The organism is Pseudomonas sp. (assembly GCF_049653025.1).
Lineage (GTDB): Bacteria > Pseudomonadota > Gammaproteobacteria > Pseudomonadales > Pseudomonadaceae > Aquipseudomonas.
The window spans coordinates 25016-44745 of record NZ_JBASFM010000009.1; the positions used below are offsets into that span (position 1 = coordinate 25016).

At 63.5% G+C, this 19730-nt stretch carries 13 protein-coding genes and 1 pseudogene; 6 read left to right on the forward strand and 8 right to left on the reverse strand.

Going from position 1 to position 19730, the window contains the following annotated elements; all coding sequences use genetic code 11:
* Window positions 1-5: 5 nt before the first annotated feature.
* From WBK23_RS09160 to fhuF, 8 genes and pseudogenes are all read right to left on the reverse strand, one after another.
* Entirely contained in the window at window positions 6-1652 is a 1647-nt protein-coding gene (locus WBK23_RS09160; RefSeq protein ID WP_424483671.1) for a methyl-accepting chemotaxis protein, read from the reverse strand.
* A gap of 17 nt (window positions 1653-1669) precedes the next feature.
* On the reverse strand, window positions 1670-3868 hold the full coding sequence (locus WBK23_RS09165) for a chemotaxis protein CheA (protein ID WP_424483672.1): 2199 nt from the start codon (window positions 3866-3868) through the stop codon (window positions 1670-1672).
* Window positions 3865-4203, reverse strand: a complete 339-nt coding sequence (locus tag WBK23_RS09170; protein WP_424483673.1) for an STAS domain-containing protein — start codon at window positions 4201-4203, stop codon at window positions 3865-3867. The genes WBK23_RS09165 and WBK23_RS09170 overlap by 4 nt, the downstream gene beginning before the upstream one ends.
* 10 nt (window positions 4204-4213) lie before the next feature.
* A complete protein-coding gene (locus WBK23_RS09175) occupies window positions 4214-4582 on the reverse strand; it encodes a response regulator (protein ID WP_182834340.1) in 369 nt (122 codons plus the stop codon).
* A gap of 31 nt (window positions 4583-4613) precedes the next feature.
* Window positions 4614-5198, reverse strand: a pseudogene (locus WBK23_RS09180) (methyl-accepting chemotaxis protein); the annotation flags it as partial.
* A 792-nt stretch (window positions 5199-5990) separates the two neighbouring features.
* Entirely contained in the window at window positions 5991-6632 is a 642-nt protein-coding gene (locus tag WBK23_RS09185; RefSeq protein WP_424483674.1) for a response regulator, read from the reverse strand.
* Window positions 6633-7104: 472 nt separating this feature from the next.
* Window positions 7105-11055 carry a trifunctional transcriptional regulator/proline dehydrogenase/L-glutamate gamma-semialdehyde dehydrogenase gene (gene putA / locus WBK23_RS09190; protein WP_424483675.1) on the reverse strand — a complete coding sequence of 1317 codons (3951 nt, stop codon included), beginning with the start codon at window positions 11053-11055 and terminating at the stop codon, window positions 7105-7107.
* 530 nt (window positions 11056-11585) lie between these two features.
* Window positions 11586-12323 carry a siderophore-iron reductase FhuF gene (gene fhuF, locus WBK23_RS09195; RefSeq protein ID WP_424483676.1) on the reverse strand — a complete coding sequence of 246 codons (738 nt, stop codon included), beginning with the start codon at window positions 12321-12323 and terminating at the stop codon, window positions 11586-11588.
* A gap of 178 nt (window positions 12324-12501) precedes the next feature.
* On the opposite strand from fhuF, the gene WBK23_RS09200 reads away from it, so the two are divergent.
* From WBK23_RS09200 to WBK23_RS09225, 6 genes are all read left to right on the forward strand, one after another.
* Entirely contained in the window at window positions 12502-13731 is a 1230-nt protein-coding gene (locus WBK23_RS09200) for an MFS transporter (RefSeq protein ID WP_424483677.1), read from the forward strand.
* 61 nt (window positions 13732-13792) lie between these two features.
* Window positions 13793-15772 carry a TonB-dependent receptor domain-containing protein gene (locus WBK23_RS09205; protein ID WP_424483678.1) on the forward strand — a complete coding sequence of 660 codons (1980 nt, stop codon included), beginning with the start codon at window positions 13793-13795 and terminating at the stop codon, window positions 15770-15772.
* Between the two features lie 65 nt (window positions 15773-15837).
* Complete coding sequence (locus WBK23_RS09210) at window positions 15838-16875, forward strand: FecCD family ABC transporter permease (protein ID WP_424483679.1); 1038 nt, start codon at window positions 15838-15840, stop codon at window positions 16873-16875.
* Between the two features lie 2 nt (window positions 16876-16877).
* Window positions 16878-17921 (forward strand): FecCD family ABC transporter permease, encoded by a 1044-nt coding sequence (locus tag WBK23_RS09215; RefSeq protein ID WP_424483680.1) that lies wholly within the window; start codon window positions 16878-16880, stop codon window positions 17919-17921.
* Window positions 17921-18745, forward strand: coding sequence for an ABC transporter ATP-binding protein (locus tag WBK23_RS09220; RefSeq protein WP_424483681.1), 825 nt, complete (start codon window positions 17921-17923; stop codon window positions 18743-18745). Before WBK23_RS09215 ends, WBK23_RS09220 begins: the two co-directional genes overlap by 1 nt.
* Window positions 18746-18749: 4 nt before the next feature.
* A complete protein-coding gene (locus WBK23_RS09225) occupies window positions 18750-19691 on the forward strand; it encodes an iron-siderophore ABC transporter substrate-binding protein (protein WP_424483682.1) in 942 nt (313 codons plus the stop codon).
* Window positions 19692-19730: the final 39 nt, after the last annotated feature.

The following is a 19730-nucleotide window of genomic DNA, read 5'->3' on the forward strand; positions in this document are numbered from 1 at the left end:
GCCTCCTAGAAACGGGTAAACGCCGACTCATCGACCTGGTCATCCGGCTGATGCCGGCGCGCGGGTTGCGTCGGTTTGCTCATGGCCGCCGGCCGGCTCTTGCTGGCCGGTGCGCTGCGCAACTGCCGCGAAGCGGTTTCGCTCAACTGGAAGAACTGAATCATTTCCTGCAGCTGAATGGCCTGACCGCTCATCTCCTCGGAGGTCGAAGACAGCTCTTCAGACGCCGAGGCGTTGACCTGGGTGATTTGCGCCAGCTGGCCAACCGCCTGGTTGATCTGCTCCAGCCCGGTATTCTGCTCACGCGAGGCCGCGGAGATTTCCTGCACCAGGTCGGCGGTCTTGCGAATCGACGGCACCATCTGTTCCAGCAGTTGCCCGGCCCGCTCGGCCAGGGTCACGCTGTCGCTGGCCACCGAACCGATTTCCTGCGCGGCCACCTGGCTGCGCTCCGCCAGCTTGCGCACCTCGGCCGCGACCACGGCAAAGCCTTTGCCATGGTCACCGGCGCGCGCTGCTTCAATCGCAGCGTTAAGGGCCAGCAGGTTGGTCTGGTAGGCAATGTCGTCAATAATGCCGATCTTGCCGGCGATCTGGCGCATGGCGTTGACCATCTCGCGCACCGCGGCACCACCTTCCACCGCATCCTTGGAGGACTGACTGGCCATACCATCGGTAATTTTGGCGTTCTCGCTGTTCTGCGAAACGGTAGCGGCAATTTCTTCCACGGAGGCGCTGGTTTCTTCAACGCTGGCGGCTTGCTCGGAGGCGTTCTGGCTCAGCGCCTGGGCTGAAGCTGCAACCTGCTCGGAGGCCGAGGCCAGTGAGTCGGCTGTCATGCGTACATCGCCCATGATGGTGCGCAGTTTTTCCGTCATCTGCTTCATCGCCGCCAGCAGGCTGCTGCTGTCATTGCCACGCAGCTCAACCTCAACGGTCAAGTCGCCCTCGGCCACCCGCCGCACCACATCGGCCGCATAGGAGGGCTCGCCACCAAGCTGGCGCACGACCACCCGGGTCACCAGCAAGCCCAGCGCAATCGACATGATAAAGCCGCCAATCATCAGCCCGGTCAGCCAGTTCATGATGGTGGCAACCGTACGATCACCTTCCTCGTTGGTCGCGGCCGCGCCCTTCTGCATGATGTCCGCCAGCTCACCACTCTGGTTGCGGGCCTCGTTGTAGAGCGGATTGACCTTGCTATTCAGGTGCTCCAGGGCTTCAGGCTGGCGGCCCTGATCAATCAGCGTGATCACCTCGTCGACCGCGACACGCAACTGCTCATTGGCCGCATCGAGCTTGGGCACCGTCGCCTGCTCGGCGGGCGACAATACGGTGGCCAGGTAGCGTTTGTACGCCTCATCCATGCTCTTCTGGCCCTGCTCGTAAGCACCCTTGGCCTTGGCAAGAAACGCCGGGTCAGTGGTGGTCGCCATCTGGTACAGGCGCCGGTAATTCTGCGCCGCCTCGGTACGCATGCTGCCGATATCGGCAATCGGCACCAGCTGGTTGAAGTAGATGTCCGTCATCATGTTGTTGACGGTATTGATACTGCGATTGCCGACAAAGCCGATGATGGCGGCGATGGTAGCGACGATCAGGAAAGCCATAATCAGCTTGGTCGCCAGTTTCATATTGATGAACCATTGCATGGAAGGTCTCCTGACCGTCAGTGGGTAAGCACAGCCCGTTGTACTGCCGGGCTTTTCGAAGTTTCAGCTGCTGCACTCGCACGTTGAATCAAATTCGCCACATCGAGAATCAGCGCCACGCTGCCGTCACCGAGAATGGTGGAGCCGCTCAGCACCTTGTTTTGCGCAAAAATCTGCCCCAGCGGTTTGATCACCGCCTGGAACTCGCCGATCAGCTGATCGACCACCACGCCGGCCCGGTTGCTGCCGAACTGCAGCACCACCAGGCTTTCGCGAGCACCGTCACTCGGCGGCAGGCCGAACAGGCTGCGCAGCCGCACATAAGGCAAGGGTTCACCGCGCAGGTTGAGCAGGTCGTGGAGTTCCTGCTGAGCGCCGAGATCGACACACTCGACCACCTGATCGAGCGGCAGGACGAACGCCTCGTCGGCGACCTTGACCTGGAAACCGTCGATAATCGCCAGCGTCAGCGGCAGGCGAATGCGCACCGTGGTGCCGTGGCCGAACTGGCTGAGCACCTCGACCTCGCCACGCAGTTTCTCGATATTGCTGCGCACCACATCCATGCCCACACCGCGCCCGGACAGGTTGGTGACCGCCTCGGCGGTGGAGAAGCCTGCACCGAAGATCAGGCGGAACACTTCGCTATCACTGAGCACCTGGTCGGGCTGCACCAGGCCCTTCTCGATACCCTTGGCGAGGATGCGCTGACGGTCCAGGCCGCGGCCGTCATCGGTGACCTCAATCACGATACTGCCCGACTCGTGATAGGCATTCAGTCGCAATGAACCGCGCTGGGTCTTGCCCGCCGCCAGGCGATCCACCGAACGCTCGATGCCATGGTCCATGGCATTGCGCACAATGTGCATCAAGGGGTCGGAGAGTTTCTCCACCATCGACTTGTCCAGCTCGGTGTCGGCCCCGGTGATCAGCAGTTCGATGTCCTTGTCCAGCTCCTTGCTGATATCGCGCACCACCCTGGGGAAGCGCTGGAACACCTCACCAATGGCCACCATGCGCAAGGACAGCGAGGCATCGCGAATATGCTCGACCAGGGTCGCCACCGCCTCGTTGGCTTCACCCATGGCCGCCGGATTGCCCTGGCGCAGCGACAGGCTGGCGGCGGCCCCGGCAATCACCAGCTCACCGACCAGGTTGATCAGTTCATCCAGCTTGCCGACCTCGACCTTGATAAACACCTGCTCGTGCACGCGCTTCTCGTCGGCCTGCTTCTGCTTGTTCAGCGCCGCCGACACCAGCGGCGGTGCCACCAGTTGCTCCTCGACCAGCAAGGTGCCCAGCGGCGGTGCCGGTTGCGGCGCAGCCGACTGCATGGCCAGCACGCGCTGCAATTCATGCTCGGTCAGGGCACCGCTCTTGAGCAGGATTTCGCCAAGCTTGTGCGGCGACTCGGGCAGGCTGGCGATCAGGTTGAGGTACGCCTCGATCTGACTGTGCGGCGGCAGGATCAGCAGCTGGCTGTCTTCGCGAATAAACTCGAAGACGTCTTCGACCTCCTGCTTGCTGGCCTGGGACTCGAATGTAATCTCGAAGCCCAGGTAGCCACTCTCGGCATCGAACTGTTCGGCCTGTGGAATGCCATCGGTCAGGGTATGCAGGTAGACGATGCGGCCCAGCTTGCTCAGGTAACGCAGGAACGACAGCGGGTCCATGCCGTTGCGCAGCACATCGACGCTGGGCCGCAGCGAGATATGCCAGAGGTCACTGCCCACCGGTTCACCGCTCAGCACGTCGACCTTGCCGCTCGCCGGTACCTCCGACAGTTGCGTCTGCTCGCTGGGCGGCTCTGCGCTGGGTGCGGCGGCCACCTGCAGGTATTCATTGAGCTGGCCCAGCAGGTGTACGCGCAGCTCCGGGTTGGGGTCGATGGCCTCGCTGCGCTCTTCCACGGCGGTGATCAGGCTGCCAATGTAATCGCCGCAGGTCAGCAACAGCGAGAGCATGCTGCCGTCCAGCGACTTCTCGCCGTTGCGCACCTGGTCGAGCAGGCTCTCCACCACGTGGGTAAAACTGATCAGCGATTCCAGGCCAAACAGGCCCGCCGAGCCTTTGATGGTGTGCGCCGCACGGAAAATCGCATTGACCCGCTCGGCGTTGTAGCCGTCGCTTTCGATTTCCAGCAGGGCATCTTCCATGTCCACCAGCAACTCGCGGGCTTCCTGCACCAGCGCACCACGGGCTTGATCGAGGTTCATGACCGACCTCCACGCGCATCCAGCGGAATCACCAGAGGGTCACCGAGTTCGGCCACCAGGTTGAGCAGATCGAGCACTTCGCGCACCGCCGGCGAATGCTGGATAAAGGCCAGGCTGCGGTTCTGCCGCTGTGCCTCACGCTTGAGCAACAAGAGAATCTGCACGCCGCTGCTGTCGAAATCCTCGACCGCACCCAGGTCGATTTCCAGCTGCGTGTGATTGGCCAGCAGGCCAAGCAGTTCATCCTTGAGCTGGGCGGCGCTGTAGATATTGAACTCGCCTGCTACTTCGAAGATGTACCGTCCAGTTTCTTCACGACTGTTTATTACGGTCACGGGTCAGTCCTCAGGGCAGTATCAGTTTGGACACTGCATCCAGTAACACCGGGGGCTGGAACGGCTTGACCACCCAGGCGCGCACGCCGGCCGCCTTGCCTTCGGCTTTCTTTGCTTCGCCGGCTTCGGTGGTCAGCATGATCACCGGGGTGAACTTGTAGGCCGGCAGCAGCTTGGCCGATTTGACGAAGGTGATGCCGTCCATGTTGGGCATGTTCACATCCGAGACGATCAGGTTGATCTTGCGACCATCCAGCTTGCTCAGTGCATCCTTGCCATCACAAGCCTCCAGCACGTCATAGCCAGCGCCCTTGAGCGCTATGCCGACGACTTGCCGAAAACTGGTCGAGTCATCCACTACCAAGACCGTCTTGCCCATATCCGTACGTCCTGTTGGCCTGAAAAATCGATTAGAAGAAGGTCACCGACGACTGCTCGACCGCCGCTACCTGCGAACCACCGTGCACGCGTTGTTGCTCCAGCGTGGTGTAGCTCGACTCCAGCCGCCGCAGCCACTCGCCACTGGAGGGCAGGTTCGCCTGCGCAAGGCCGTCGCGCAGGCGCTGCATGTCGTCGCTGATATGCGAAATGATCTGGCTGACGCGGTCCTGAAACTGCAGATCGACCAGCACCGCGCTGACGGTCTGCTCGACCTCGCGGCTGTTGCTCTGCAGCATCTGCAGGCGCTGTTCAAGCTGCGCCACGCCATCGCCCAGCTCACCCAGCACCTTGCCGACGATGCGCTCGGCGGCCTCGATGCTGTCATGGCTGCTGGTGTCCATCTGTTCGGCGCGGGCCACCATGGATTCCATGGAACGCCCCATGATCTGCACCTTCTCGGTGATCTTGGTCCCGGTTTCACCGGACATCGAAGAGAGTTTGCGCACCTCGTCGGCCACCACCGAGAAGCCCCGCCCAGCCTCGCCCGCACGGGCCGCCTCGATGGCCGCGTTGAGCGCTAGAAGATTGGTCTGCGAGGCAATTTTGGCGACATCCTCGGCCATGCCATGCAGTTCCGCGACAAAGCGGCTGAGCTCGCGAATTTCCACCAGAAAGCGCTCGCGCTCACCCTGGGTGTCATCGAGCATCTTCACCGCCTGCGGCAGCTCGACCTGGGCGCTGCGCAGCACCTCAAACACCCCGCCGCCGTCCTCGCCCGCGCCAAGATCCAGGGCCTGGCTGATCTGCTGGCTCATGCTGATAAATTTTTCAGTCAGCCCACCGGCCGCACTGGAGGTCTGGCCGTTGACCAGGTCGATATGGCGCATCCACAGCGGCAACACCGCATCGAGCAACTCGCGCAAGGCCGCCAGGCTGCCTTCCACCTCACTCAGTGCCTGCGCAGAGACTTGCGGCTCCGCCGCCACTTGCTCAACTGCCGGGCTGGCCACCAGCAACCACAGCCACAGCAGCAGGACCGCGGCGGCCAACGCCCCGTGCCACCACACCTCGGCGAGCAGCAGGCACGCCAGCGGCAACAGAACACAACCGACCATCAACCAGGGACGCGAGGCGTAGGTAAGCAGGGACGCAGACTTGGTCATGAAGTTATCTCGATGCAAGCGAAAGAGATCAGCGCAGACGTCATACGGTGCGGGCCGCACAAAATGTGCCCACAGGGAAAAACTATAGGTCAGGGTCAGCGCATCGGCGAACCGCGCAACGCACAGAAAAACCACAGAAAGGCTAATGGCCTACTGCCAGCTGCTGCGGCGAGCTTATAAAAATGGCGTCAAAAGGCTTATCAGTGATTTACCGGCATACACCCGTAGATCTACCTAGGCGTTTTACTCATCCAATTTGATGATGCCGCGGCGCAGGGCATACATGACCAAGCCGGCCAAATCGCGAATGGCCAGTCGCTCCATGATCTGGGCGCGGTGGGTATCGACAGTTTTCACGCTGAGATTGAGGATAAACGCCACTTCCTTATTGCTCTTGCCCTTGGCCAGCCAATACAGCACTTCCTGCTGCCGACTGGTCAGCAGCTCCAGCGGGTCTTCCCCTGTGCGCCCGGACGCCGCATCGATCACCTGCCCCGCCACCTTGGGGCTGAGGTAGCGATGACCGCCCAATACGGCCTGCAACGCCAGCTGCAATTCGATCACCGCGGCATCCTTGAGCAGGTAGCCGCTTGCGCCCATTTGCATGGCCTTGAGCACATAGTCGCGGGTGTCATGCATGGACAGCAGAATCACCGGCAGACCCGGCCAGCGCGAACGCACCATGGTCAGCGCCTCGAGCCCTGAGCAGCGGCGCATGGTCAGGTCCAGCAACAATACGTCGGGCTGATGCGCCTCGATCAGCGCCTCGACCTGATCGCCATCGCTGCCCTCAGCCACCACCTGGTAACCCGCCTCCAGCAACAGCGAACGAATCCCCGCCCGGACCAGTTCATGATCATCAACCAATACAACCCGCGCAGACATTTCCGCATTCCTCAAACCGGGCTACCCCAGTACAACTGGCTGATACCACTCCCTGGCGTTGAATTTTTAGCGTGCCGCGCGCCAGCCTGGCTGACCAGCCCTAAACGCGCGGCGCATTCTGCTAGAGGGTATCTATGCTGGCTATAAGCCAGTTACTGAGACGAACTACAGCATAGTTGCTGCCATCGTGCAGAAACATCCGCCCGATAAAAGCCCGTTATTGAGGGTGCTGATTCGCATCTGGCCGCGCTCAGAGGCTTGAGCACAGCGAAAAGAGTGCTGCAACGGAGCCAGTAGCTCCGCGGCAGCGCCGTCTGGGTAAGCCGGCTGGGTGGCACCGAAATGCCTAGGAGGGAAAGCGCGCGGTACCGGGCGGGTAGCCCCCAACGTGGTTGTACCGCGCGTGGCACATGCCGTTTCCAAGGAAACGGCATGTGCCAATGAGCGGCACTAGGCCGCTCGGGTTTAGCGGTTAACCAATGGTCATCAGGCTGGCGTTACCGCCGGCCGCTGCGGTGTTGATGCTCAGGGCGTGCTCGATCAGCAGGCGCTCCAGGGCAATCTCGGTTTCACCTTTGTTCAGCCCCTGCACACCAATGATTGCGCCAGGACGCTTGGCTGCCAGCTGGCAGACCTCGCGCAGCTGATCGGAATCACCATGATGGAGAATGGCGTCGAACGCGGCATCGCTGCTGCTCCACTCACCAATCAGCTGGATGCGCTTCTGCACGTCCTTGGGCAGCGCAGCCAACAGTTCGCGGGTCAGCGCCTGCTCCTGCCACAGCACCAGGCTGCCGACGGCCAGGCTGGCCGCCAGCTGCACCAACAGGTCGCTACGCTCGTCAGCCAGGCACAGCACGTGTTCGCGCGGCAGCAGGCTGTAGGTGTTGCGCTCGCCAGTCGGGCCCGCCAGCACCTGCACGGTGCCGCTCTGCGCCAGCTCGGCGTATTGCTCGCACAGCGCGGCCAGGGCCGGCTCGGCACCACTGGCCCACTCGCGCAGGGCTTGCAGGGCCTTGCCCTGGGTCGCCGGCATTGGCACCTGCGAGCCTTCGCCATCGTCCTGACGCAGTTGCTTGGCCACCGCATCCTGCGGACGGGTCGACAGCAGGCGGTACATATACAGCGGGCCGCCGGCTTTCGGGCCGGTACCCGACAGACCTTCACCACCGAATGGCTGCACGCCAACCACGGCGCCAACCATGTTGCGGTTGACGTAGAGGTTGCCGACTTTGGCGCTGCTGACCACCTGGGCGATGGTTTCATCGATGCGCGTGTGCACACCGAGGGTCAAGCCATAGCCGCTGGCATTGATCTGCTCCAGCAGGCTGGCCAGATCGGCGCGGGCGTAACGCACCACGTGCAGCACCGGGCCGAAGATCTCGCGCTGCAGCTCATCGAAGCTGTCCAGTTCGATCAGCGTCGGCATCACGAAGGTACCGCGCTTGCACTCGTCGCCATTGGCGCGAGCGCTCTGGTAGACCTTGCGGCCCTTGTCGCGCATCTTCTGGATGTGCTGCTCGATATTGCCCTTGGCCTCACTGTCGATCACCGGGCCAATGTCGGTGCTCAGGCGTTCCGGATTGCCCATGCAGTATTCGGCCATCGCGCCCTTGAGCATGTCGATCACCCGCTCGGCCACATCGGCCTGCACACACAGCACACGCAGGGCCGAGCAACGCTGACCGGCGCTGTCGAAGGCAGAGGCGACCACGTCGACCACCACCTGCTCGGTGAGCGCCGAGGAGTCGACGATCATGGTGTTGAGGCCACCGGTTTCGGCGATCAGCGGAATCGTCCGACCCTGAGCATCCAGACGGCCAGCCAGGTTGCGCTGGATAATCCCGGCGACTTCGGTGGAGCCGGTGAACATCACGCCACGAATGCGCTCGTTACCGATCAGGCTGGCACCGACGCTTTCGCCGCCACCCGGCAGCAGTTGCACCGCGCCAGCCGGAACCCCGGCCTTGAGCAGAATGCGCACGGCCTGCGCGGCGATCAGCGGCGTTTGTTCGGCCGGTTTGGCCAGCACGGTGTTACCGGCAGCCAGAGCGGCAGCCACCTGACCGCTGAAGATCGCCAGCGGGAAGTTCCACGGGCTGATGCACACCACCGGGCCCAGCGGGCGGTGGCTGTCATTGCTGAAGTGATTGCGCGCCTGGGCCGCGTAATAGCGCAGGAAGTCCACGGCTTCGCGCACTTCGGCGATGGCGTTGGCGAAGGTCTTGCCCGATTCGCGCACCAGCAGCCCCATCAGTTGCTGGGTTTCCGCTTCCATCTGGTCGGCGGCGCGATCCAGTACCGCAGCGCGTTCGGCCGGCAGGGTCGACTGCCAGATCTGCCCGCTGGACACCGCGCAGAGCACGGCGTTACGCACATCCAGATCACTGGCTTCATACACGTGACCGACGATGTCGCGGTGGTCGGCCGGGTTACGCAGCGGCTGCGAGCTGCCCAGCAGCGGGGCTTCGCCACCGAGCATCGGCATCGCTTTGTAATCGTTGTTGGTGCTGCTGAGCAGCGCCGACGACAGCGAGCCGAGGCGATGTTCGTTGGCCAGGTCGATGCCTTCGGAGTTCAAGCGTGCAGCGCCATACAACGCACGCGGCAGCGCAATGCGCGGGTGCGGCAGACCGAGGCCACCTTCCTGTGCGGCCATCTGCTCGACCTGTTGCACCGGGTCGAGCACCAGCTCCTTGATCGAGATGCTGTGGTCGGCGATGCGGTTGACGAACGAGGTGTTCGCGCCGTTTTCCAGCAGGCGACGCACCAGGTAGGCCAGCAGGGTTTCATGGCTGCCCACCGGGGCGTAGATGCGGCACGGGCGGTTCAGCTTGCCATCGGCAACCTTGCCCACCACCTGCTCATACAGCGGCTCGCCCATGCCGTGCAGGCACTGGAACTCGTACTGGCCGGGGTAGTAGTTCTGCCCGGCCAGTTGGTAGATAGCCGAAAGCGAGTGGGCGTTATGGGTGGCGAACTGCGGGTAGATGGCTTCCGGCACGGCCAGCAGCTTGCGCGCGCAGGCGATGTAGGAAATGTCGGTGTACGGCTTGCGGGTGTACACCGGGTAGCCTTCTAGGCCTTCGACCTGGGCGCGCTTGATCTCGCTGTCCCAGTACGCGCCCTTCACCAGGCGGATCATCAGGCGGTGACGGCTGCGCTTGGCCAGATCGATCACGTAGTCAATCACATACGGGCAGCGCTTCTGGTAAGCCTGGATGACAAAACCGATACCGTTCCAGCCGGTCAGGGCCGGGTCGAAACACAGGCGCTCGAGCAGATCCAGCGATAGCTCCAGGCGATCGGCTTCTTCGGCGTCGATGTTGAGGCCGATGTCGTACTGCTTGGCCAGCTTGGTCAGGCCCAGCAGGATCGGGTACAGCTCGTCCATCACGCGCTCGTACTGGGCGCGGCTGTAGCGCGGGTGCAGGGCGGAGAGCTTGATCGAGATGCCCGGACCTTCGTAGATGCCACGACCGTGCGAGGCCTTGCCGATGGCATGGATGGCCTGCTCGTAGGACGCCAGGTAACGCTTGGCATCGGCATCGGTCAGCGCGGCTTCACCGAGCATGTCGTAGGAATAGCGGAAGCCCTTGCCTTCCATCGAGGTGGCATTGGCCAGGGCCTCGGCGATGGTTTCGCCGGTAACGAACTGCTCGCCCATCAGGCGCATGGACATGTCCACGCCCTTGCGGATCAGCGGCTCGCCGCCCTTGCCGATCAGGCGGTTAAGCGAGGTCACCAGGCCAGCCTCATTGTGCGTGGCCACCAGCTTGCCGGTGATCAGCAGCCCCCAGGAGGCGGCGTTGACGAACATCGACTCGCTCTGACCGAGGTGCTGGCTCCAGTTGCCGTTGGCGATCTTGTCGCGGATCAGCGCGTCACGGGTGGCCTTGTCCGGAATGCGCAGCAGCGCTTCGGCCAGGCACATCAGCGCTACACCTTCTTGCGACGACAGCGAGAACTCCTGCAGCAAACCCTGCACCAGACCCTGACGGCCGCCGGCGCTCTTCTGGTTGCGCAGCTTCTCGGCAATGCCCATAGCCAGTTTGTTGCTGGCCTCGGCCATGTCCTTGGGCAGACGCGCCTGCTCCAGCAGCATCGGCACGGCTTCGGTTTCCGGACGGCGATAGGCCCCGGTAATCGCGGCGCGCAGCACCGATTGCGGCAGGATGCTTTCGGCGAAATCGAGGAACACCTGCAGACCCTGCTCGGTCAGGGCGTCAACCGACTCTTCACCGGCAACTGCCGCCAGGCCGGAATGTTCGGCCGGGGTCAGACCACCCTCGATCTGCTCCAGATAATTGAAGATCGCCTGCTTGATCAGCCAATGCGGCGTGCGATCAATCGACTGCGCTGCCTGCTTGAGGCGCTCACGGGTTGCATCATCGAGCTTTACGCCAAGGGTAGTGGTGGCCATTGGTTTGTCCTGTTATGAGCTGGAGCACTGCAAAAAATCGCCGGGAGCGCTTTTTGACGTCGCCCGCGACGGCCCCGAAGGGGTGGCCGCCATGAATGGCAGGCCACAAAACTGGCGAGAGATTAAACCCGCGACCACACAAGGTGCAACTAGGTGCAACCACGCAAGCAGCACAGGTATTCGCCTTGCGTTTTCTGCACAACCCAGCACCGCCAGCCATCAGCCCCGCAATACCAACAAAATCAGGGGAAGCAGCCATTGTCGCTAGAAAATCCAGCCCATCGCCAAGCCATCAGTAATTCTTAAAAAGGTGCAACCTATTCCAAAAAGGTTTCACCTTGCACATTCAACCTGCCGTAACACTCCGCCCAACAGAGCCTGAACCGAGCACGGGCGTGCACGAGCGCACGCCCCCACAACAAGCAGGACGCCTGTTTAGCAGCGTAGCGCAGCCCGGCGCGGGCGCTACGCCAAGGCCTGGGTGCAACAAGACAGAATGAGCGGTGCACACGCGCCAGCAGCGACAAGCGCTACTCGGCAGGTGGGCTCTGCAGACGCGGGCAATTGGGGCATAGCGCCACGTCCGGCAGCAGGTAGCGAATGCAGCACAGACGCCGCTGCCGCCAGGGCCGTACCCGACCATCGGCATGCTCGACCTCGACGTAGCGGATCGGCGCATACAGCGGATTGCGCGAGCCATCCGGGCGCAGCGCGGTGCTCAGCAAGCGCTCACCCTCGACCAGCAACTGCGGCTGCTGGGTGCGCCGTTTCAGCTGCCCAAGCCAGGCCTCGAAGTAGTTGCCGGCATTGCTCCAGAGCACCTTCGCGGAAATTCCGCTGTGCGCGCAGAGCGCCTGGATCAAGGGCTGCAGGTTGTCATCGAGCAGATGAGCGAAACGCTCGAAGGGATTGCCTGGCGACTCCAGCGGCTCGCAGCCGCCCGGCAACTTGAACGCCAGCGGCAAGCCTTCAGCATCGACGATGATAGCCAGCTGCTCGATGCGCAGCGGCATGCGCTGCCCCAGCAACAGCGCCGCACTGATTGCCGGTGGAAACAGGCGGATAAAGTACTGATTGACCCAGATCGACGCCAAACCACGCTGATCCGCCGCCGCGAACTGCGGACGAAAGCGCGCCATCAGCGCACTCAGGGTCTGCGGCTGAAGGAAATCCCGGCCACTGATGGCCTCGCGCGGATCGTCCGAGCGCACAAAAACATTGCGAAAGCGCACCAAGTCACCAACAAACAGCCCGTCGAGCTCGGCCAATAACTCGCTCGGCGGAGCGCTATCCGACTGATCCGTAGCGGCAGCCTGAGAAACATCTATGGAGGCCAACGTTATCTTCCCTGGTAAATAAGCCAATTGTAATGCTAACGATTAGCGTTTGCGTCGAAACATTTCATTCCTTACTATGCAGCCCGCTTGCCCTACCTAGAGCTGCTCTATGCACATGGATGATGTCGGACACTCAACAGCGGCTGTGCATCTGGCGATGCTGGTCAATCTGCTTTCCATTGGCAGCCTGATGATGGTGATGCCTCTTGGCCCGGACCTGGTTCGCCAGCTCGGCATGCAGGCCAGCCATGTCGGCTATATCAGCGGCGGCGCAACGCTCGCCTCGGCCCTGAGCATGGCCCTGGCCGCGCCTTGGCTGGATAGATTGAACCGCAAACGGGCCTTGGTGACCCTCCTTACCCTGCGTTTCGCCCTGCTGATGGCCTGCGCCCTGACCAGCAGCGCCGAGCAGTTGATCCTGCTGTTTGTACTGTCCGGCCTGTTGGCCGGCCCCATGGGCGCACTGCTGATGGCGAGCATGCTCGACATCATCCCGCCGGCCGAGCGCGGGCGAAAACTCGCCTATATCGGTATGGGCTTTTCCCTCGCTGCCATCGTGGTGGTGCCACTGGCCCTAGAGCTCGCACTGCGCTGGAGCTGGCAAAGCCCCTTTATCGTCTTCGGCGGCCTCGGCCTGGGCCTGGCGCTGCTGTGTCACTGCCTGCTGCACACGCCAGCCGCCACGTCGCGACCCGCCGGTTCGGTGCTGCCGCTGCTGACGTCACCGCTGTGCCTGGGCGCACTGGCGATTAGTGCGCTGCAGATCTTTGGCCATTTCCTGCTGGTGCCGCATTTCTCCAACTACTTCCAGTTCAACCTGCAGTTCCCGCGTGAGCAGATCGGCCTGCTCTTCCTGTTCGGCGGCCTGGCCAGCCTGCTGGCCATGCGCCTGGGCGGCCGCTGGCTTGATCGCGGCCAGGCACCGACAGTGATTCTGCTCAGCAGCGGCGGCCTGGCGTTGACCACGCTGCTGGGCTTCGCCACACCGATTGGCCTGCCGATCTACCTGGTCTTCACCCTGTTTATGGCGGCCAGCGCCGTGCGCACCAACAGCAGCACGACCATCGCCGCGGCGATTCCAGCGCCGCACCAGCGCGCCGCCTTTATGGCGTTCCAGGGCACCGTGAGCAATGTCGCGGCCGGCCTTGGCAGCCTGTTCTCGGCCTTCTACCTGGGCACCGGGACGAACAACCAATTGCAGGGTTTCGAGCAGCTCAGCGGCGTCTATGTTGTCGCCGGCTTACTCACGGGGGTGGGTATGTGGCTGCTCCAGCGCGGTATCAAACGGCGCGATGCCGTCAACCACGGCGCTGACAGAACAACAACACAGGCGGGCTGAACCCGCCGGTCACCAGTGATCAGCTGCACACGAGCCAACACTACTAACAATGGGTCCTGTCATGTCTTTTGTAAGAAGCATCAACCGCCATCGCCACCTGTCTCTGGGGCTGTTAGGCACTCTGCTGCCCTTTGCCGCACTGGCCGAGACCACGCTGACCCTGGAAGACAGCATCGTCACCGCCACCCAGACCGCGCACAGCGAGCTGAGCGTGCCGGCCAGCGCCTCGGTCATCACCCGCGCCGAACTTGAAAAAATGCCGGTCTATGACCTGGCCGACGCGGTCAAGCGCCTGCCAGGCGTGCATATCAACACCTCCTCGGCCTATGGCCGCAAGGAGATCAAGATTCGCGGCATGGATTCGGACTACACCCTGCTGCTGGTCAACGGCCGTCGGATCAACTCGCGTGACGCACTGACCTCCAACTACGCCAACGACTTCGACCTGTCCTCGATTCCGATGGCCGCCGTCGAGCGTATCGAAGTGATCCGTGGCCCGATGTCCTCGCTGTACGGTGCCGATGCCTTGGGCGGCGTGGTCAACATCATCCTGCGTCAGCCGAGCAACGCCACCGAGGCCGGCGTGGCCTACAGCTACGAGCACCCGACCGAAGGCGACAACGGCGACGTGCACCAGGCCAGCGGCTACCTCAGCGGTGCGCTGATCGACGAGAAGCTGCTGGGCAACCTGGTGGTGCAATCGACCGACCAGGCCGCCTGGCAGTCCGACCAGCTCAGCCTCGACGGCACCGACGCCGCCGAGCAGCGCCAGGGCACCAGCGTGCTGGGTTCGCTGAGCTGGTTGCTCGACGAGCAGCAGAGCATCGACTTCGACGCCAGCCACCGCGAGGATGACCGCAAGGCCCACTGGAACAACGCACTGGCCCCAGCCGCCACGCGCCTGACCACCAACGTGCAGGAGATGGAGCGCACCACCTTCGGCGTGGCCCACAACGGCAACTGGGACAGCTTCAATTCGCGCGTGCGCTACTACTACGAAGACGTCGAGCTGACCGACGACTCGGAAATCATGACCAAGCTGCGCAAACGCATCGGCGAAGTGGAGCAAAAGAACCACACCGTCGATGGCCAGATCTCGGCCAGCCTGGGCAGCCACCTGCTGACCGCCGGCAGCGAACTGCGCCGCACCAGCCTGACCCACACGCAGAACCTCGGCAACGAAACCGAGGTCGACCAGCAGGCCATCTACCTGCAGGACGAATTCTCCCTCGGTGCCCTCGACGTCACCCTGGGCGGCCGCTGGGATGACCACGAGGTGTATGGCGGCGAGTTCAGCCCGCGCCTCTACGGCATCTACAACCTCACCGACAGCTGGGTGATCAAGGGCGGTGCCGGCAAGGCCTTCAAGGCCCCGGACATTACCCAGTCCGACGAAACCTACAGCGTGCTGGCCTGCCGTGGCATGTGCCAGATCGTCGGCAACCCGGACCTGAAACCCGAGACCTCGGTCAGCTACGAGCTGGGTACCCTGTACCAGGATGAGCGCATCCAGGCCGGCATCATGTTCTTCAACAACGATGTCGACGACATGATCGTCAGCGACAGCTGGCGTCCGCCGCTCTACCGTCCGAAAGTCATGACCTACACCAACGTCAGCGAAGCACGCATCCAGGGCTACGAGTTGCAGGGCCGCTACGCCTTCACCGAGGCCCTGGCCGCACGCGCCAACTACACCTACTCCGACGCCGAGAACCGCGACACCGACGAGCCGCTGAACTACAGCCCGCAGCATATGGCCAATATCGGCCTCGACTGGCAGGCCCTGACCCAGCTCGGCTTCAACCTGGATTACCAGTACACCGGCAGCCAGATGCTGGTGGTGCCGGGCCAGGTTGCCAGCGTCGAATCGGGGGCGTACGCCACCCTGAGCCTGGGCAGCAAGTTCCAGGCAACCAAGGAGCTCGCGCTCACGGCCGGCCTGAACAACCTGACCAACACCAAACGTGACGACGTTGCCCAGTCCATCGACCATATCCTGATGGGCCGCACCGTATTTGTCGGCTTTAGCTACGACCTGTAAATCCTTTGTAACACCCGTACCCCGGCGGTTTGCGCCGGGGTACCCGAATTCGATGTAACGGACTTATGCGCGGACTTCCCTACGCCCTCAATACCAGACAACGCCAGGTTCTGCTCGGCGGCAGCCTGTTGCTGCTCGGCCTGCTCGCGCTGTCGCTGGCCACCGGCGCGGGGCAATACGGCGCGGCGGATGTGCTCGGCTACCTGCTCGGCGATCCCGCGCGCCTGCTCGACGACAAGCTGGCCATGGTGGTGGACAGCCTGCGCCTGCCGCGCACCCTCGCCGCGTTGCTGGTCGGCAGCAGCCTGGCGCTGGCCGCCACCCTGTTGCAGAGCGCCACCCGTAACCCACTGGCCGAACCCGGCCTGCTCGGGGTGAATGCCGGTGCGGTGCTCGGTCTAGTGGTCGGGTTGATCTACTTTGGCGTCGAATCAACCCAGGGTTACCTGCTCTGGGCCGGTGCCGGCGCGCTGCTGGGCAACCTGCTGGTGCTCGGCATCGGCGTACTGCTCGGCCAGGCCAGCCCGCTCAAGCTGATCCTCGCCGGCATGGCCCTGGCGGCGGTGTTCGGCGGCATCGCCAACTTTCTGCTGCTGCGCACCCGAGTGGCGCTGGAGCAGTTCCGTTACTGGAACCTCGGCTCGCTGTCGGCCTCCGAGCTGTCGGCAGTGAGCACAGTCAGCCCGTTGGCGCTGCTCGGCCTGGTGCTCGCCGCCCTGCTCTGCCGGCAACTGACGCTGATGCAGATGGGCGACAGCCAGGCTCGCGCCCTGGGCATCTCGACCACCTGGGTGCGCATCGGCGTATTGCTCGCCGCGACCCTGCTGACCGCCTGCGCCATCGCCCTGGCCGGGCCGATCAGTTTTGTCGGCTTCCTCGCGGCCTACTGCGCACGCCTGCTGGAGCCGGTGGCGCTGCTGCGCCAGCTGCTGTTCTCCAGCCTATTCGGCATGCTGTTTCTGCTCGCCGCCGACATCCTCGCGCGCTGGCTGGTGCAACCCTACGAGCTACCGGTCGGCACCCTGCTGGCTGCACTGGGCGCACCGGCCTTGATCGCCATCGTCCTGCGCGGCGGCTTCCGTTCTCTATTGGCGGTGAAATAAACATGCCCAGCCATCAACCCTCCGGGCTCTGGCATCTGCGCCTGGGCCGACTGAACCTGCTGCTGCATCGGCGCACCTGGCTGCTCAGCCTGCTGGTGCTGAGCGTGCTGCTGACACTGGTGGTCGCGGCCATCAGCCTCGGCTCCGGGCGTATGGGTGTGCTCGAGGTACTGGCCACGCTAAGCGGCCAGGGCAGCAGGCTCGACGACATCATGGTGTTCAAGATCCGCATGCCACGCGTCGCCGCCGTGCTGATCGCAGGATTGGCCATGGGCATGGCCGGTTGTCTGATCCAGACCCTGGTGCGCAACCGCCTGGCCACCCCGGACATGGTCGGGGTCAACGAGGGCGCGTCGCTGGCGGTGATCGGCTTTGCCCTCTACTTGACTGTTGGCAGCTGGCCCTGGTGGGCTTCGCCCCTGGGCGCGGCGCTGGCCGCGGTGGCGCTGTTCGTGCTGTGCCGCCGCCCCGGCGAGCAGGGCTACCTGTTTATCGTGATCGGCATCGCCCTGTCGGAGCTGCTCGGGGCCATCGGTGATTTTATGATGGCCACGCAACCGCTGGTGCACCTGGGCAGCATCTACCTGTGGACCATGGGCCACTTCGCCGGGGCCAGCTACCAGACGGTTGCGCCGATTGCGCTGATTCTGCTGGCGCTCTGTCCGCTGCTGGCCTGGCTTAACCGCCCGCTGGCACTGTTGCGCTTCGGTGAGGCGACGGCGCAGAACCTCGGCATCCGGGTCGCGGCGCTGCAACTGGCGGTGCTTGGCGTAGCGATTCTGGTGGCGGCGCTGGGTACGGCCATCGGCGGGCCGGTGGTGTTTATTGCCATGACCGCACCGATCATCGCTTCCTGGCTGGCCCGCGATCACCTCGCGCCGATCTGGCTGGCGGCACTGTGCGGCGCGGTATTGCTGGTGGGCAGCGACATCCTGGTGCGCCTACTGGCGCAGCCCGAGGAAATCCCCACCGGGACCATGACCCGCCTGCTCGGCGGCGTTCTGTTGCTGATCCTGTTGCTCAAAGACCGCAAAGGCTCCGATTGATGACGCTGCTCCCTCCGCTGTTACATCCACAACTGCGCGCGCACAACCTGAGCTTTGCCTACCAGGCCAAGAGCGTGTTGCAGGACGTCTCGTTCGAGCTGCCCAAGGGCAAGCTGATCGGCATTGTCGGGCCCAACGGCAGCGGCAAATCCACCCTGCTCAAGCTGCTGGCGCGGCAACTGCCGTTGCAGGGCGGCCAGGTCGAGCTCAACGGCACGCCGCTGCAACGCTATGCAATGAAGGCTCTGGCCCGCGAGCTGGCCTTTCTGCCGCAGCGCCCGGTAATGGCCGAAGGCATTCGCGTCGAGCAGCTGGTGCAATACGGCCGCCATCCGCACCAGGGCTGGTTCAACCAGTGGAGCGCGGAAGACGCCCGCCAGGTCGCCCGCGCCCGCGACGCCATGCAGCTGCAGGATATCTGGCAGCAGGTGGCCTCCTCGCTGTCCGGCGGCCAGGCGCAGCGCGCCTGGCTGGGCATGATCCTGGCGCAGAACACCGACCTGGTGCTGCTCGACGAACCCACCAGTGCCCTGGATATCGGTCACCAAGCCGAGGTCATGGAGGCGGTCGTCAATATCGTCGGCGAAGGCCGCACCGTGCTGATCGTGATTCACGACCTGGGTGTGGCCGCGCGCTACTGCGATGAAATCATCGCCCTCGACAACGGCCGTATCGCCGCCATTGGCCCGGCCCGCGAGGTGATCAACAAGACCCTGATCGACCAGCTCTACCACACCGACGTGGACATCCTCGCGGCACCCGATGACGGTGCCCCGGTGGTGGTGCCGCGCCGACGCAAGCCCGCCCACCCTAAACAGGACTAATCCGATGACTACTGTATTGCGCTGGAGCCTGCCCCTGCTGCTGGTCAGCCAGCTGTTAAGCACGGCCGCCATGGCCGACACCCGCCAGGTCGAAGACGCCTTCGGCAACCCGGTCAGCGTGCCAAGTGCACCGCAGCGGGTAATCACCCTCAGTGAACTGGATCTGGATGCGGCGCTGGCCCTAGGCATCACCCCGGTCGGCACGATTAACGGCCGTGGCCAGGCCGCGCCACCGCGTTACCTCGACAGCCAAGCAGTAGCCGGGATCAAGGTGGTTGGCGATATCGACAACCCGAACCTGGAGACCCTGCTGGAACTGGAGCCCGACCTGATCCTCACCGGCCCGGTAAAACCCGAACAACTGGCGATTCTCAATGAAATTGCCCCCACGGTGATCACCTTCGCCTGGGCCAAGCCCTGGCAGGAAAGCCTGCAACGCACCGCCCAGGCGCTCAATCGCAGCGCCGCCGCCGAGGCCCTGCTGGAACGCTACAACGCCCGCGCCGCCGAGGCCCGTGAACGCTTGAAGGCACATCAGGGTGAGACTTTCAGCATCGTGCGCTGGAACCCCAAGGGCCCGTCCTATATGTTCAAGGATGCCTTCGCCAGCAGCGTAATCGGCGACGTAGGTTTGCAACGCCCGAGCTACCAGCAGGACCCCGGCCACACCCATTCCATGGCCCTGAGCCTGGAATCGCTGCAACTGCTGGACGCCGACTGGCTGGTGATCGGCACCCTGAGCACCAGCGGCGAGGCGGTGGAAGCCCTGCAACAGGCCGAACAGACCCCAGCGTTCAAACAGCTGTCGGCAATCCAGGGCCAGCGCTTCGGCGCAGTCGATGGTTCGCTGTGGACTTCGCTCGGCGGCCCGCAGGCCGCCTTGCAGGTGATCGCCGATATCGAACAGCTGCTCGGCAAAGCCGACGCCCAGCCGCTTAAAAACTGAACGGTTAGACGCGTTAGCACTTGTGGGAGGGGCTTTAGC

What these genes read in the sequence shown, in the direction of transcription:
- WBK23_RS09160 (WP_424483671.1), bottom strand. Translation starts at nt 1,652, where the DNA reads ATGCAATGGTTCATCAATATGAAACTGGCGACCAAGCTGATTATGGCT.
- WBK23_RS09165 (WP_424483672.1), bottom strand. Translation starts at nt 3,868, where the DNA reads ATGAACCTCGATCAAGCCCGTGGTGCGCTGGTGCAGGAAGCCCGCGAG.
- WBK23_RS09175 (WP_182834340.1), bottom strand. Translation starts at nt 4,582, where the DNA reads ATGGGCAAGACGGTCTTGGTAGTGGATGACTCGACCAGTTTTCGGCAA.
- WBK23_RS09185 (WP_424483674.1), bottom strand. Translation starts at nt 6,632, where the DNA reads ATGTCTGCGCGGGTTGTATTGGTTGATGATCATGAACTGGTCCGGGCG.
- putA (WP_424483675.1), bottom strand. Translation starts at nt 11,055, where the DNA reads ATGGCCACCACTACCCTTGGCGTAAAGCTCGATGATGCAACCCGTGAG.
- WBK23_RS09200 (WP_424483677.1), top strand. Translation starts at nt 12,502, where the DNA reads ATGCACATGGATGATGTCGGACACTCAACAGCGGCTGTGCATCTGGCG.
- WBK23_RS09205 (WP_424483678.1), top strand. Translation starts at nt 13,793, where the DNA reads ATGTCTTTTGTAAGAAGCATCAACCGCCATCGCCACCTGTCTCTGGGG.
- WBK23_RS09210 (WP_424483679.1), top strand. Translation starts at nt 15,838, where the DNA reads ATGCGCGGACTTCCCTACGCCCTCAATACCAGACAACGCCAGGTTCTG.
- WBK23_RS09215 (WP_424483680.1), top strand. Translation starts at nt 16,878, where the DNA reads ATGCCCAGCCATCAACCCTCCGGGCTCTGGCATCTGCGCCTGGGCCGA.
- WBK23_RS09220 (WP_424483681.1), top strand. Translation starts at nt 17,921, where the DNA reads ATGACGCTGCTCCCTCCGCTGTTACATCCACAACTGCGCGCGCACAAC.
- WBK23_RS09225 (WP_424483682.1), top strand. Translation starts at nt 18,750, where the DNA reads ATGACTACTGTATTGCGCTGGAGCCTGCCCCTGCTGCTGGTCAGCCAG.